Annotated in this window: 17 protein-coding genes; 2 read left to right on the top strand and 15 right to left on the bottom strand. The window is 66.9% G+C overall.

Annotation, left to right across the window (positions count from 1 at the left end):
• Positions 1 to 345 precede the first annotated feature (345 nt).
• On the top strand, positions 346 to 1,080 hold the full coding sequence (locus K0M70_RS08275) for a hypothetical protein (protein WP_290781327.1): 735 nt from the start codon (positions 346 to 348) through the stop codon (positions 1,078 to 1,080).
• 450 nt (positions 1,081 to 1,530) lie between these two features.
• On the opposite strand, the gene K0M70_RS08270 is transcribed toward K0M70_RS08275, so the two are convergent.
• The 12 genes from K0M70_RS08270 to K0M70_RS08215 all read right to left on the bottom strand — a co-directional run bounded on the left by K0M70_RS08270 (position 1,531) and on the right by K0M70_RS08215 (position 9,615).
• Positions 1,531 to 1,908 (bottom strand): hypothetical protein, encoded by a 378-nt coding sequence (locus tag K0M70_RS08270; RefSeq protein WP_290781326.1) that lies wholly within the window; start codon positions 1,906 to 1,908, stop codon positions 1,531 to 1,533.
• A 41-nt stretch (positions 1,909 to 1,949) separates the two neighbouring features.
• The gene (locus K0M70_RS08265) at positions 1,950 to 2,162 is read right to left on the bottom strand and encodes a hypothetical protein (protein ID WP_290781325.1); all 213 of its coding nucleotides are present in this window, start codon (positions 2,160 to 2,162) and stop codon (positions 1,950 to 1,952) included.
• Between the two features lie 65 nt (positions 2,163 to 2,227).
• Entirely contained in the window at positions 2,228 to 2,410 is a 183-nt protein-coding gene (locus K0M70_RS08260) for a hypothetical protein (RefSeq protein ID WP_290781324.1), read from the bottom strand.
• A gap of 57 nt (positions 2,411 to 2,467) precedes the next feature.
• A complete protein-coding gene (locus tag K0M70_RS08255) occupies positions 2,468 to 2,677 on the bottom strand; it encodes a hypothetical protein (protein ID WP_290781323.1) in 210 nt (69 codons plus the stop codon).
• A 139-nt stretch (positions 2,678 to 2,816) separates the two neighbouring features.
• Entirely contained in the window at positions 2,817 to 3,257 is a 441-nt protein-coding gene (locus K0M70_RS08250) for a hypothetical protein (protein ID WP_290781322.1), read from the bottom strand.
• Positions 3,258 to 3,292: 35 nt separating this feature from the next.
• Positions 3,293 to 4,249 (bottom strand): sensor domain-containing diguanylate cyclase, encoded by a 957-nt coding sequence (locus K0M70_RS08245; protein ID WP_290781321.1) that lies wholly within the window; start codon positions 4,247 to 4,249, stop codon positions 3,293 to 3,295.
• A 145-nt stretch (positions 4,250 to 4,394) separates the two neighbouring features.
• Positions 4,395 to 5,066, bottom strand: a complete 672-nt coding sequence (locus tag K0M70_RS08240; protein ID WP_290781320.1) for a phytanoyl-CoA dioxygenase family protein — start codon at positions 5,064 to 5,066, stop codon at positions 4,395 to 4,397.
• A 43-nt stretch (positions 5,067 to 5,109) separates the two neighbouring features.
• A complete protein-coding gene (locus K0M70_RS08235; RefSeq protein WP_290781319.1) occupies positions 5,110 to 5,421 on the bottom strand; it encodes a hypothetical protein in 312 nt (103 codons plus the stop codon).
• Between the two features lie 64 nt (positions 5,422 to 5,485).
• Positions 5,486 to 6,001 carry a hypothetical protein gene (locus K0M70_RS08230; RefSeq protein ID WP_290781318.1) on the bottom strand — a complete coding sequence of 172 codons (516 nt, stop codon included), beginning with the start codon at positions 5,999 to 6,001 and terminating at the stop codon, positions 5,486 to 5,488.
• Complete coding sequence (locus K0M70_RS08225) at positions 5,998 to 6,651, bottom strand: DUF502 domain-containing protein (protein WP_290781317.1); 654 nt, start codon at positions 6,649 to 6,651, stop codon at positions 5,998 to 6,000. The genes K0M70_RS08230 and K0M70_RS08225 overlap by 4 nt, the downstream gene beginning before the upstream one ends.
• 18 nt (positions 6,652 to 6,669) lie before the next feature.
• A complete protein-coding gene (locus K0M70_RS08220) occupies positions 6,670 to 9,012 on the bottom strand; it encodes a bifunctional serine/threonine-protein kinase/formylglycine-generating enzyme family protein (RefSeq protein ID WP_290781316.1) in 2,343 nt (780 codons plus the stop codon).
• A 144-nt stretch (positions 9,013 to 9,156) separates the two neighbouring features.
• Positions 9,157 to 9,615 (bottom strand): DUF4442 domain-containing protein, encoded by a 459-nt coding sequence (locus K0M70_RS08215; RefSeq protein WP_290781315.1) that lies wholly within the window; start codon positions 9,613 to 9,615, stop codon positions 9,157 to 9,159.
• Positions 9,616 to 9,655: 40 nt separating this feature from the next.
• On the opposite strand from K0M70_RS08215, the gene K0M70_RS08210 reads away from it, so the two are divergent.
• Positions 9,656 to 10,540 carry a DUF3667 domain-containing protein gene (locus K0M70_RS08210; protein ID WP_290781314.1) on the top strand — a complete coding sequence of 295 codons (885 nt, stop codon included), beginning with the start codon at positions 9,656 to 9,658 and terminating at the stop codon, positions 10,538 to 10,540.
• 3 nt (positions 10,541 to 10,543) lie between these two features.
• Here K0M70_RS08210 and trxA read toward each other — a convergent pair whose 3' ends face one another.
• The 3 genes from trxA to K0M70_RS08195 all read right to left on the bottom strand — a co-directional run bounded on the left by trxA (position 10,544) and on the right by K0M70_RS08195 (position 13,095).
• Entirely contained in the window at positions 10,544 to 11,407 is an 864-nt protein-coding gene (gene trxA / locus K0M70_RS08205; RefSeq protein ID WP_290781313.1) for a thioredoxin, read from the bottom strand.
• Positions 11,408 to 11,560: 153 nt separating this feature from the next.
• Positions 11,561 to 12,844, bottom strand: coding sequence for an amidohydrolase family protein (locus tag K0M70_RS08200; RefSeq protein WP_290781312.1), 1,284 nt, complete (start codon positions 12,842 to 12,844; stop codon positions 11,561 to 11,563).
• 62 nt (positions 12,845 to 12,906) lie between these two features.
• Positions 12,907 to 13,095, bottom strand: a complete 189-nt coding sequence (locus K0M70_RS08195; protein ID WP_290781311.1) for a hypothetical protein — start codon at positions 13,093 to 13,095, stop codon at positions 12,907 to 12,909.
• Between the last annotated feature and the right edge of the window lie 66 nt (positions 13,096 to 13,161).

Raw genomic sequence — 13,161 nt, 5'->3', positions numbered from 1 at the left:
TAAAATGCCAAACCGACCACTGGTTTCGGAAGGTCTTGCATCCCCGCACGATCATCTAAACTGGGCGCCGCTAATACAACTCGCAAACCCCCAATAAACCCCGCGGCGGGCTGACGCCCGCCGCCTTTGCCGAACGGATGGCCGAGATCGGCTACCCTAACCCCGGACTCTAAATGGCCCCGCTACTGAAAGCGGGGGCGTCGGGGTTTTTCGTAAATTTAATGATCAGTGTTCAGCATGCAGCATCGACATGCTCTGCTCAGATCTGTGTGCACATTAACAACTGGCTAATGGTTTATTCGAGCCGAGGCTTCGAGGCGCGGCTTAACTCAGGTGCTAAACGACATGAAGAAGCTTTCATCCAAGATTGAGACCATTGAGACATCTGTCCTAGAGTCCGCGAAGAGCGGCGCTCTATCAGAGCTGACCTTCGAGCTTGGCGAGGTCGCAATCGACACGCTCTTGGATGACGGACTCGCGAGAGAAATTCCATTCTTTGGCATGGTCGTAAAAGCCCACGATGCGCTCAATTCCTTTCAGGAGAAACTATTCGCGGGAAAGGTCTACAAGTTCCTAAAGACGATTTCAGAGGTGTCGCAGGAAGATCGTGAGCGCTTGATCGACCAGATCTCTAAGAAAAAGGGTGGAACAATTGCGGCTGGTACAGCAATTCTTGAGCTTATTGACAAGCTCGACGCCGAGAAGAAACCGAAATTTGTTGGTGAGCTCTTCAATGCATGTGCTCGAGGTCATATCAGTCTAGACGAGTACCTTAGGCTGTCCGACGCAATTGCAAAGATTTATGTTTCCGATTTGGAGTTATTGGCTGATCCGCACCCCTCTGGATTGGCTACGCCCGCGCAGAAGAGCAGTCTGGTTTCGCTAGGCTTAATGACCATGCGTGTGAGGAACCCTTCGAAGTCCGCTGGATCTTCAATTGGAATGCTTCAGCTTGCCGAAGACATTTACAAAAAGCCGCTTGAATTTGATTACGCGTTGACTCTTGGTGCGGCGCAGATTTCCCTCCACTGTTTCGGACTGAACAGATTTTCAGACGAAGGAATCGAGGGGTTCTCTTGATGGTTGTCTAACAGTTCGCTCAAGTGGACAGCTCAATTTCTTCGCGATTGATGCTGCCGCTTCGTTCAAGCGCTCAACCAATTCCAAGTCCGCTACTGGCCGGAAGCGGACCGCAGCCGACGCAAGCACCACGGGTTGGCAAGTTCAGCACCAGAATCGCTGATCAGGTTTTCCCAGTGCAACGGTTAGCGTTGACCAACGCTCGCGCCAGCGGCGCTCCGGGCTGATCGCGTAGTAGCTCGAACAGGGGCAAGGATTTTTTCCGCGCCTTGAGCGCGTCGCGTGAGCTGGCATCGGCGTACACCAGCATCCATGTTTTTGCGCCCATGTGTTCCTCGGTGGGTTGCGGCGGGGCATTCAAAGCCCCCTGGGGCGTGGCTCATCGGGGGTTCGGGCGGTCATTGTCGCTGCCAGTCCAGTGCGCGGCAGGGGTTCGACAGAGAGGGGCGGCTAGGCGCGGCGGCGGCTGGCCAGCACCCCGCCAGCCAGTGCGCCCACCGCTGAAGCCAGGAAACCCGGGCCAGCGGCAAGCACGATCTCGAACGGCCAAAGATTGTGGGACGTGGGATCCGACCAGGTGTCCATCACCACGCGCGCCAGCACGGCGGCTGGAACGGCGGCTCCAACAGCCAGCGTGGTGGCCCAGAACCCGCTGGCCGATACCACCCGTGCCACGGCGGCGAGGGCGGCCACGGCAAGTAGACCCCAGCCCACGATGTCATCGGGCAGGGCCAACTGCGAGTACGGAATCGCCCAGTAACCCACCCCGACGGCCAGTAAGGCGCCGGCGAAGGCCAGGGCAAGGGCGGTTGGTTTCTTCATTGCCATGCGTAGATGCCTTTGCAGACGTTCCCGGACGCTGCCAAGCATCAGCGGGCCGAATCCGCGCGGTGCTGCCAACGGAAGGCGAAGAACGCGCCCACCACGCCAACGGGCAGGCAGACCATCCACGGGGCCGTGGGGCCGGGAAGGGCCACGAACAGCAGCCAACAAACCAAGGCCGTGATGGCCAGGCCGACCCACATGCGCCAGTAAACCACCAGGTCGAAGATCGCAGCGAAGAAATCCAATATCCCCAACATTCATTTCCCCTGCGGCACGAGGCCTGGCGTCAAGCGGCGCCGAAGGCGGCGGGTGGGGTGATGGCTCAATCGGCCCTGCGGCCAAGCGGGTCCATGGCAACGATCAGCAGCGTGGCCACCGGCCCCAGCAGCAGCGACAAAAGCCACCAGTTCAGGCCGCTGCGCCCCTTGGACTGGGCCAGGCCCGCGTTGATCAGCGAAAGGGTGCCCCAGCCGACGAAGAATCCCCCGGATTGCTGTGCATTCATGGTTTGCCTCAACTCCTTGTGTGATGGCCTGGCGCCTGCAAAAGACGGGTGTTCGGCTCAGTCCAGCCGCACGCGCCTGATCCGTACCGGATCGGGGAAACCTTTCAGGGTGGCGTCGCCCAGCCGCTGGTTGAGTTCGGTGGACCCCACGATGTCGGTGAACAGCACGCCGCGCACGCCGCTGTCGTAGTCGCCCGCGTCATGCGCGCTGGCGATGGCGTCGGCGGTGGCGCCGTCCACGTTGTGGATGTCCATGTACATCGGCATGCGGGGTGCTCCCAGGGTGGGCGTTGGCAGCGGAAGTGATAACCGTGTTCGCCCGATCTTAGTGGCTGGCCGGGGGCGGGTCGATAGCCGGGACGGGTCTGTTGGTCGGCATGTTGCGGGGGCGGTTGCGCTGCAAGGCTCAGGTCGCCCCAGCGGACAGTTGGGACCACGCTTGGCGGGTGCCCAGGAGGTACAGCGCGCCCAGGCCCAGGCAGATGGCCGAGCTCCAGCACCAGAACGCCACGCTGCGTTCGCCCGGGGCCACGGCGGCCAGCACGAAGCCCGCCACGCCGCGCAGCAGGTACACGGCCGTGATGGCGCACAGCGCCGTGCGCACCAACGGCAGCCTGGCAATGACGCCCGCGCCCGACAGCGCATACAGCGACCACGCCATCAGCACGGTCGCGATGCCGGCGGTGATCAGGGCAGGCGCCAGCCTGCCGGCTTCCGCCATCCGCGCCATGTGCTCACCGGCGCCGAAAAACCGGTACCACGAAGCTCCGAACACGATGCAGCCCACGTGCAGCAGGGCCGCAACGGCGGTCAGTGCGGCGCCGGCCAGCAGGCTGAGATTGGTCATGGAAAAGGCCAGTCAGTGCGTTGCAACGCGTGCAGCTAGCGCTTGCCTTGCTTGTTTTCGTACATCAGCGCGTCGGCCTGGGCCAGCAGGTCGTCTATCGCCACCTTACTGCCCTGGTGTGAAATTCGGCCCACGCTGTAGGCCAGGTTGTAGCCGCGCCTGGCGCTGGCGTTGTAGTCGCTGATGGATTGCGCAAACCGCGCCAGCACCACGTCCAGCGTGGCGTCGTCGGTGCCGCTCAACAGCACCGCGAACTCGTCGCCGCCAATGCGCCCGAACACATCGGTGTCGCGGAACACGCTGCGCATGCGTTCGGCAAACGCCACCAGCGCCTTGTCGCCCTCGGCATGGCCAAAGTTGTCGTTGATGGCCTTGAAGCCGTCCAGGTCGAAGAACACCATCATAGACGGTTGGCCGGCGCGCACCGCCACGTTCAGGCTGTGCTGGCCCAGGGTCATGAAGCCGCGGCGGTTGGATATCAGGGTCAGTTCGTCCAGCGTGGAAAGCTGCACGGCGGCGATTTCCTGTTCGGCCATGGCGGCGAGGTCGCGCAGCAGCGCCATGTCGTCGGCCGAGAAGTCGCGCGGCTCGCGGTCGATGATGCACAGCGTGCCTATCTTGCTGCCGTTGAGTATCTTCAGCGGGCAGCCGGCGTAGAACCGGATGTCGGGGTTGTCGGTCACCAGCGGGTTGTCGCTGAAGCGATCGTCCAGCGTGGCGTCGGGAATCAGCAGGATGTCGTCGCCCAGGATGGCGTGGCCGCAGAACGAAACATCGCGCGGCGTTTCGGTGGCGTCCAGGCCCTGGTTGGACTTGAACCACTGCCGGTTGGCGTCGATCAGGCTGACCAGGGAAATGGGTACCCCGAACATGCGGCGGGCCATGCGGGTAAGCCGGTCGAAGCGTTCCTCGGGGGCGGTGTCCAGCAGGTTCAGTGCGCGCAGGGTTTCCAGGCGGGTCTTTTCATCGGGCGGCAGTGCAGCTGGTTTCATTGCGGGACACCTGCTGTGTAGGAGACGTGATGATACTCCCGCGTGCTCGCCCGGAGGCGTCGCCGGGGTAGGGCCCTTCGCCCGCGGCATGTTCGGAACAGGCGCGGGGCCGGCTTGCGGCGCGCCGCCGGTGCTGGGGTTTGCCTCAGCCGGGGTCGGCCACGGGGTCAAAACGCTGGCTGGTGTCCATGCGCACGCCGCGCAGGCCGGCGGTTCCAAGGTGGGTGGCGTACAGCGGGTCGGCGAAATAGCACATCAGTATCGACCGCCGCCGCGCGCCGGTGGGGTTCAGGCAGCCGCCGTGCACCAGGTCGGCGTCGAACACCAGGATGTCGCCGGCGGCGCCTTCCAGCTGCACGGCGCGCGACTCGTCCGCGAGGTCGCAGGGTGGCTCGCCCGGCGCCGTGCGGTGGCTGCCGGGCACGATGCGGGTGGCGCCGTTGAAAGGGCCGTAGTCGTCGAAGAACACCAGCGCGCCCACGGTGTCGCCGGGCCGCTGCGCCGACAGGTCGCGGTGCAGGCCCTGGTGGCCGCCGCCCGCCAGAGGCTCGCGGCCTTCCACCTGCGAGAGGAAGAAGCGCTCCCCGATCAGCACGCCCACGGCGTCCAGCAGCGCCGGCAGTCGGCACACCGCCTGCACCCGGGGTTCAAGGTCCACCAGGGAATGGCGCCAGCTGGTCTGCCGCGGCACCGGCCATTGGTGGGAGGGCAGCACGCAGGCGTCGAACGTGGCGCGCAGTTCGTCCAGCCAGTCCGCCGGCACCGCGCCGCGCAGCAGGGCGCAGCCGTTACGGGTCAGTGCTTCGCGATCGGCCACGGCATCCTCAGTCGCGCTGGAAAGACCAGACGATAAAAAAAGTTCAGGCCGGCTGCCCTGTGCGTTTGCTGGCGGCGTACAGGCCGAGAATGACCGAGCTTGCGGTCAAAGCCAACGCCGCGCCAGCGCACGCAAAAAACGCCATCTCCAGGTTCGGCTTGGCCGGTCCCACCAGTGGTACCGGCATCGCGAATACAAAGACGATCATCACCGCGGGAAGGCTGAGCAAGCCCAGTACGCCGGACACGAACGCCCAATTGCCGACGGACGACACGCTGCGGCGACTCATCAACAGCGCGAACACATGGATGGCCGCGATGACGGCGGGGACCGCAACCAGCAAGTAGGGTGACATGGGGTTCTCCCGTTCGGCCTTGCGTTGGCGCCCGGTCCGGGCGCTGCGACGTGTGTTCGGGCCCTTATTCGCGCCCGAACCGTTTTTTGACGGCCTGCCAGGCCCGGCGCCAGAACATCGCTTCCAGCACCAGCAGTTTCGCGATCCAGGGCGGCAAGTCCGCTTCGGCTTGGATGCGGGCGACCGCCGATGGGCTGTCGCCGCCCTTGAAGACAAATCGATACAGCGCCATCACCACCCACAGCTCGATCAAGACCAGTGCGGCAATGCCAACGTAGCGCAGTGGAGCGACATAACCCATCAGGTTGTGTTCGTCTTCTGGCACCAGCTTCTGGGCCACCCAGATGCCCAGGCAGCACAGCGCCACCGCTCGAATGGCCACCTTCTTGCCCCCGGACCGGTAGCACAGCCAGTAGAGGCAAGGCAGCAGAACGGCAAGATCAAACAGCAGCCCTGCTTCCATCAGCCGGTCTATTTCGCCGCGGGCGCTGAACGCGGCGAAGACGTCCGCCGCGACCACGATGGGCGCCACCAGGAAGAACCAGTGCGTGCTTGCGGGGTGCCTGAGGGCAGTCGTCATGGCGTGCTGTCGGCGCTGCGCCCGAACGGAATGATGTCGGGGCTGACGGCGCCGCCGGAGATGATGAAGGCCATGGCCTGGTCCACGGTCCAGTCGGTGGGCGTGAGCAGTTCCACCGGCACGATTTCCAGGTAGCCCGACGTGGGGTTGGGCGTGGTGGGCACGTACACGGCGGCCAGCTCGCGGCCGGTGCCTTCTTCGCGCACCACGCGGGTGACGAAGCCGATGCACTTCATTTCCCGGTGCGGAAAATCAATCAGCACCACGCGCTGGGTACCGTCGGGTTTGGTCTGCAGCAGGTCCAGCAGTTTGCGGGCGCTGCCGTACACGGTCTTGAGCAGCGGGATGCGGGCGATGTGCGTTTCCACCCACGCCAGCAGGCGCTGGCCCACCACGCGCCGGGCCAGGGCGCCCACGCCCACGATGACCAGGATGGTGGCCACCACGGCGAACGAAGCCTGGGCCCAGGGGTCGTCCACCCAGCCCAGCGATTCGGGGTGCGCCAGGGCCAGCTGCACCGACAGGGGGCCCACCACGGGCCGGCTGATGTCGGAAAGCATGCCCAGCACGAACTTGAACACAATCCAGACCAGCCAGATCGGCAGCAGCGTGAGCAGGCCGGTGAAGAAATAAGCGCGGAGTCTTCGCATGCCGCGATTGTAGGGCAACTAGCGCGCGCCCAGCTCCGCGGCGCTGACTTCACGCACCAAACGGAAGCCGATGTCGTCGAAACCGGTGTCGGCGTCGAAGTCGTCGCTCTGCTGCGGGTTCACGCGGGCGGGCAGGTCGCGCCAGCCGGCGCCGGCGGCGAGGCGGCGCTGGCAGCCGCGGGCGCAGTCGGAAAGCCACTCGCGTGCGTTGCCGCGCAGGCCGGTCAGGCCGAGGCTGCTGGCCGGGCCCTGGGTGGCGGCCACGGTGCCTTCGCTGCCGCAAGCCACGCGGCCGTCGCGGCAGGCGTCGCCGGTGCCGCGGCCGGCGGCCAGCGGGCTCCATTCGCCGCGGGTGGGCAGGCGGTATTCCACGCCGGCGCGGCGGCTCAGCCACTGGGCGTAGGCGCGCGCGTCGTCATAGCTCACGCACACCACCGGATGGCTGCCGCCCTGGTTGAAGCCGGGGTTGTCCCAGCTGCGCTTCTTGAGCGAGATCGGCGCCAGGCGGTTGCGGCATCGCGATGCGGGGCGGCCGGTGCCGGAGGCGAACGCGGCGTACTGGCTGCGGGTGACTTCCGCGCGCATGGCGGCCAGGCCGGCACGCTGGCCCTGCGGCACGGTGGCCAGCACCATCGCCACGGCGCTGTCCTTGAGTTTGTCGCCGGCCTTGGGCAGGGCGATGGTTTGCGACCACGCGGGTTCAAGCGCGGCCGAAGGTACTTCCAGCGCGGTGGCCAGCGCCTTGGCACGCGCCACGGCGTCGGCGTCCAGCGCTTTCAGGCCGCCCTGCAGGCGCGCCAGCAGGGCCGGCACCAGCGACTCGCGCAGCGCCACCCAGGGCTTGCCTTCTTCGCGCTTCATCTCGGCCACGAACGGCGCCACGCGGGTGTAGTTGCTGCGCGCTTCGTCGTCCTTGCCGGCGGCTACGGCCTGGGTGACGCGCTGGGTGTAGAAGGCCACCACTTCGTCGGCCAGCCGCGCCAGCGCCGGTTCGCGCGGTGCCAGTGCGCGCGCTTCGCGCAGCGACTGCATGGCGTTGTCGTCCGCGGGCAGGCTCAGGCGCTGGCGATCGATCTGGCGGCGCGCGGCGGCCAGTTGGCGGGCACCCGGGCGGGTGGGGTCGTAGTCCAGCGCCACCACCGAAACTTCGGCGGTGACCTGGGCGAAGGGCGCCGGCAGCAGGCCCGGCGCGGGCGCCTGCGCGGCGTTGGCCAGCGCGGTGTCCACGGGCGTGGCGGGTGCAGGCGTTGGCTCGGGCGCGGGTGCGGCTTCGGGCGGGGTGGCCAGCGCCGGCGGCTCGACGGGTGCGGCCGGCGGCGGCGCGGTGACGGCGGGTGCGCTTTCTTGCGCGGTGAAGAAATCGTTCGGCTTGTTGGCGGGGCGGTCCAGCTGCAGCCAGACCACGGCCACCACCACCAGGGCCAGGCCGGCCAGGCCGCTCACCATGGGCTTCCAGCGCAGCTTGAAGAAGTTGCCCAGCTTGGCCATGTCCAGCTTGGGCGGCGTGGGTTTGCCGCCGGCGATCTGGTTCAGTGCGCCCAGCATCTGCTGGGCGTTGCGGTAGCGGTTGTCCGGCGACTTGGCCATGGCGCGGTCAAGGAACGGCTGCCAGTGCTTCTTTTCCGGCGGCAGGCGCGGCACCGGGTCCTGGGCGTGCATCAGCGCCAGCGCCAGCGGGTCGGCGGCCTGGTAGGGCAGGCGGCCCATCAGCAGCTCAAAGGCCAGCACGCCCACGCTGTACAGGTCGGCGCGGCCGTCCACCACTTCGCCGCGCGCCTGTTCGGGGGCCATGTAGCCGCCGATGCCAACGGCCAGGCCGGCGGTGTTGATGCGGGTCTGGTCGCGATTGATAAGCGCGATTACGAAATCGGTAAGCAGCGGCCGGTCGGCGTTGTCGAACAGGACGTTTTCGGCCTTGACGTCGCGGTGCACGATGCCGCGGGCATGGGCGTATTCCAGCGCCGACAGCAGCGAACGCAGCACTTCGATGGCGCGGTGTTCGTCCTGGGTGAAATCGCGCTGGCCCAGGTGGCCCTTGGCCAGGTAGGGCAGCACGTAATAAAGCAGGCCCTGGCGCGTGCGCCCCACCTCGTGGATGCCGACGATGCAGGGGTGTTCGAGCTTGGCGATGGTGCGCGCTTCGTGTTCGAAGCGCTGCTTGCTGATTTCGTCGGTGAGCGCGGCGGGCGACATCACCTTCACCGCCACCTGGCGGTCCAGCGATTCCTGCACGCCCAGGTAAACCTGCGACATGCCGCCCTTGCCGATCCGGCGCAGCACGCGGTAACCGGGGATCTCGGGCATGTAGCTCGAGAGCAGGGCGGTTAGTTCGTCAGGTGACAGCTCTTCTTCCTGCTGCATGGTGCGGGCGTCTGACGGGGAGGGGGGCGGGGCTGCCCAGCATACGTCAGCGGGCGGGGCTGGCAACCCTTGTGTTGAAGCGTGACGCAGGGCACGTTCCGGGCCCGTCCCCGCCGGGTCTGCGGGCCGGGCCGCAAAGCCCCGCTACGCCGCCTGGGCGGGCCGCTTCCTGCGCACGTAAACCTGCTTGCGCAGGCTGGCCACCACGTCGCCCTGGGTGTCCATCACGGCCATGTCGAACCAGTGCAGCACCTTGCTGCCGTCTTCGGCGGCGGCGCGCAGCTGGTCCACCACGGCGTCATCCAGCCGGAACTCCACCGCCACCGTGCCCCGGCCGGGCTTTTCGAAGCGGATCTCGGCGGCCTGGTCCCACACCAGGTAAGCCGGGCCCAGGCGCTGCATCACCATGATCATCCAGAACGGATCGGTCATGGCGAACAGGCTGCCGCCGAAGTGCGTCTTGACGTAGTTGCGGTTGTACCAGCGCATGCGCAGTTCAACCCGCGCGTAGCGGTAATCGTCGGAAAGCTCGGTGACGTGCACGCCCGAGAACAGGAAGGGTGGCCAGAGGTTGAAGAACAGGCGAAGACGGGAAGCTTTCATGGGTTGTCGGGCTATGCTCTTGCCGGGAAGGGGAGGGATGATGGCCGACGCCTGTGCGAACTGTGGTGAACGCGTCTCCGGTGCGTATTGTGCCGCCTGCGGCCAGAAACGCATCGTCGACAGCGACCGCCGCCTGGGCCACCTGCTGTGGCAGGGCTTCGAGGCGGTCACCGACCTGGACGGACGGTTCTGGCGCAGCCTGCGGGCCTTGCTGCTGTCGCCGGGGCGGCTTTCGCGTGAATACCTCGATGGCCGCCGCAAATACTGGATGGCGCCGATGGCGCTGTTCCTGCTGGCCAACCTGGTTTATTTCGTGCTGCCGCGCACGCTGACCGACTTCGACCTGCCGCTGTCGGACCAACTGGTTCAGGCGCATGCCCCCCTCACCCGCCCTTGGGTGGAACAGCGGGTGGTGCAGCGCGACCGCGCCGCCCGCGCGAAGTGGGAGGGTCTGTCAGCTACGGATCGGGCCGGGGTCGCGGCAGGCTATACGTTGGCGGACTATGGCCGTGACTACGGCGCGCAGTCGGGCAATGTCGGCAAGGCCCTGATCATCCTTCACGTGCCGTTCCTGGCGCTGGGCCTGGCGCTGTTGTTCTGGCGCCGGCGCATGTATTTCGCCGAGCACCTCGTCGTGGCCTGCCACCAATTCACCTTCCTGCTGCTGTTGGTGCCGGGCCTGCTGCTGCCGATCGGATGGCTGGCACAGCTTGCCGGTGTCGAGGGCAGCGGGCTGTTCAACGTGGTGTCGGTGGCCATCCTGGCGACGGCGGTGCTGCATTTTTCAATCAGCTTGCGGCGGGTTTACACACCCGCCGCCTGGGTATGGCTGATGGCGCCGGTGCCGCTGATCGGGGCGATGCTGCTGGGCAACGTGTTCGTGTATCGGTTCCTTCAGTTCGTGGTGACGTTCGCGATTACCTGAGGCTCAGAAAATCAGCGAGGCCATCTTGCGGCGGTAGCTGCCCACCAGGTCTTCGTCTTCCACCACGCGGAAGGCGTCGATCAGGGCCTTGCGCGGCAGGTTGTCCCGGTAGGCGCGGTCGCGGCGCAGCATTTCCAGGAACTGGTCCATGCCGGCGGCGGCCTGGCCTTCCACGATCAGGCGGGCGCCCAGCAGGTGTCGGGCGTGCAGGTCGGCGGGGTCGGCGGCGATGGCCTGTTCAAGCACCGAAGCGGGCGGCGCGTCGGTCAGCAGGGCCGCGAAGCCCAGGCGTGCGCGGCCGCGCAGCGCGCGGTCGTCCTGCGCCAGGTTGGCGGGCAGGGCGTCCAGCAGTGCCTCGGCTTCGCCCACGGTGCCGGTCTTGAGCAGGGCCAGGGCGAGGTCGAGCCTGGTTTCGTCCTTGTCGGGCTCGGCCAGCACGGCGGCGCGCAGGCGCACCACCTCTTCGTGCGGGTCCAGCGGGGCTTCTGCTTCCGGCGCCGCTTCTTCCACCGCGGCCAGGGGTGTAACGCCGTGGTGGGTGAGGAATTCGCGCAGCTGGCCCTCGGGCAGGGCGCCCGGGAAGCCGTCAACAATCTGGCCGTCCTTCACCAGCATCACGGTCGGCACCGACTTGATCTGGAAATAGCCGGCCAGCTCTTTCTGTTCGTCCACGTCCACCTTGGCCAGCAGGAAGCCGCCGTTGAACTCGGCCGCCAGCTTTTCCAGGATCGGACCCAGCGTCTTGCAGGGGCCGCACCAGGGCGCCCAGAAATCCACCAGCACCGGTACTTCCTTGGATTTGAGCAGCACGTCCTGTTCGAACTGGGGCAGGCTGGCGTCGAAAACGTGGGGGTTGGCGGCGGTCATCGGGGTTCCGGGGTCAGGACAAGTCAGTCCACACATGGTGCCAGCCGGGGCGGGACACAAGCCAATGTGTGGCCCGGATGCCGTGGCCAGGCCACGCCCGCGCTTTCGGCGCGGGCGTGCAGGACGTTTTCCGCGGGGAGTGGGCGCCGGCCCTCAGGGCTGGCGGTACACCACGCCATCCTTCATCACGAAGTCGACTTTCTTCACGGCCTGGATGTCGGCCAGCGGGTCGCCCGGCATGGCCACGATGTCGGCGCGGAAGCCCGGGGCGATCTGGCCGATGTCGGTGGCGCCCAGCACCTGCGCCGCGTTGATGGTGGCGGTCTGCAGCGCGTCGGCGGTGGGGAAGCCGGTTTCCACCATGAAAATGAACTCGTCGGCGTTGTCGCCGTGGTGGCCCACGCCGGCGTCGGTGCCGAAGCCGATCTTCACGCCCGAGCGCCAGGCGCGGCCGAAGGTGTCCTGGATCAGGGCGCCGATGCGTGCGGCCTTCGGGCGAACCACGGCCGGGTAGAAGCCGTCCACCTTGGATTTTTCGGCCACGAACTTGCCGGCGCTGATGGTGGGCACGTACCAGGTGCCGTTCTTCTTCATCAGGCTGAAGATCTCGTCGTCCATGTAGGTGCCGTGTTCAATGCTGACCACGCCGCCCTCGATGGCGCGGCGCATGCCTTCCTTGCCGTGCGCGTGGGCGGCCACTTTGTAGCCGTAGTCCTTGGCGGCGGCCACCACGGCGGCCACTTCGTTTTCGGTGAACTGCGGGCCGTCGCCGTTCTTGGCGTAGCTCAGCACGCCGCCGGTGGCGGTGATCTTGATCACGTCCGAGCCTTCCTTGTAGCGCTGGCGCACGGCGGCGCGGGCTTCGTCGGGGCTGTTGATCACGCCTTCGATCGGGCCGGGCGTGCCCACCGCCTGCGCCAGCTCGCGGTTTAGGCCGTTGGTGCCGTCGGCGTGGCCGCCGGTGGTGGCGATGGAACGGCCGGCGGCGTAAATGCGCGGGCCTTCGATCAGGCCCTGGTTGATGCCGTCGCGCAGGGCCAGGGTGGTGTCGCCGCCCAGGTCGCGCACGGTGGTGAAGCCGGCCTGCAGGGTTTTGCGGGCGTAGCCGGTGGACCGCAGGATGGTGAATTCGGGATTGAGCCGGAAGCCTTCGGAATAGCTGTCCGGGCTGGACTGGCCGTCCAGGTGCACGTGCAGGTCGATCCAGCCCGGGCTGCAGGTGTGGCCCTTGAGGTCCACCGACCGCGCGCCGTCCACGGCGGCCAGGCCGGACCGGACCTCGCGCACCTTGCCGTTTTCCACCACCACGGTCCGGTCGGCCAGGCTGCGGCCGGCGGCGCTGTCGAACAGCTGGCCGCAGTGCAGGGCGACGGTTTCAGCCTGGGCGGCGGCGGGCAGGGCGAGGGCAAGGATCAGCAGGCTGCGGGTGGGGCTCATGGGGCGGCTCTCCAGAGAAGTTTCCGGATGGTAACCGTGAAACACGGGCGCTGGACCGCGGCTCAGTCCTGCACATTCCGTCCAGAGGTTTCGACCAGATAGACGGTGACACGGGGCGTGGCGCTGGGCAGGCGGGAAGCCGAGCCCTCGCTCACCCGCAGTCCGTCCACGGGTTGCGTGGCGTGGGCCACGGCGTCGGCAATTGCATCGCGGTAGGGCGGCGGCTGCAGCGCAAGGCTGGTCGTTTTCACCACGGCCACAGCCGCGGGCCCGGCAGCCCGGCCATTTGGGGGGGGCCCCCCCCCCGGGTGAGGGCC

Origin of the sequence: Arenimonas sp. (assembly GCF_019459675.1) — a bacterium.
Classification (GTDB): domain Bacteria; phylum Pseudomonadota; class Gammaproteobacteria; order Xanthomonadales; family Xanthomonadaceae; genus Arenimonas.
This window is presented reverse-complemented; position numbering and strand designations above follow the sequence as displayed.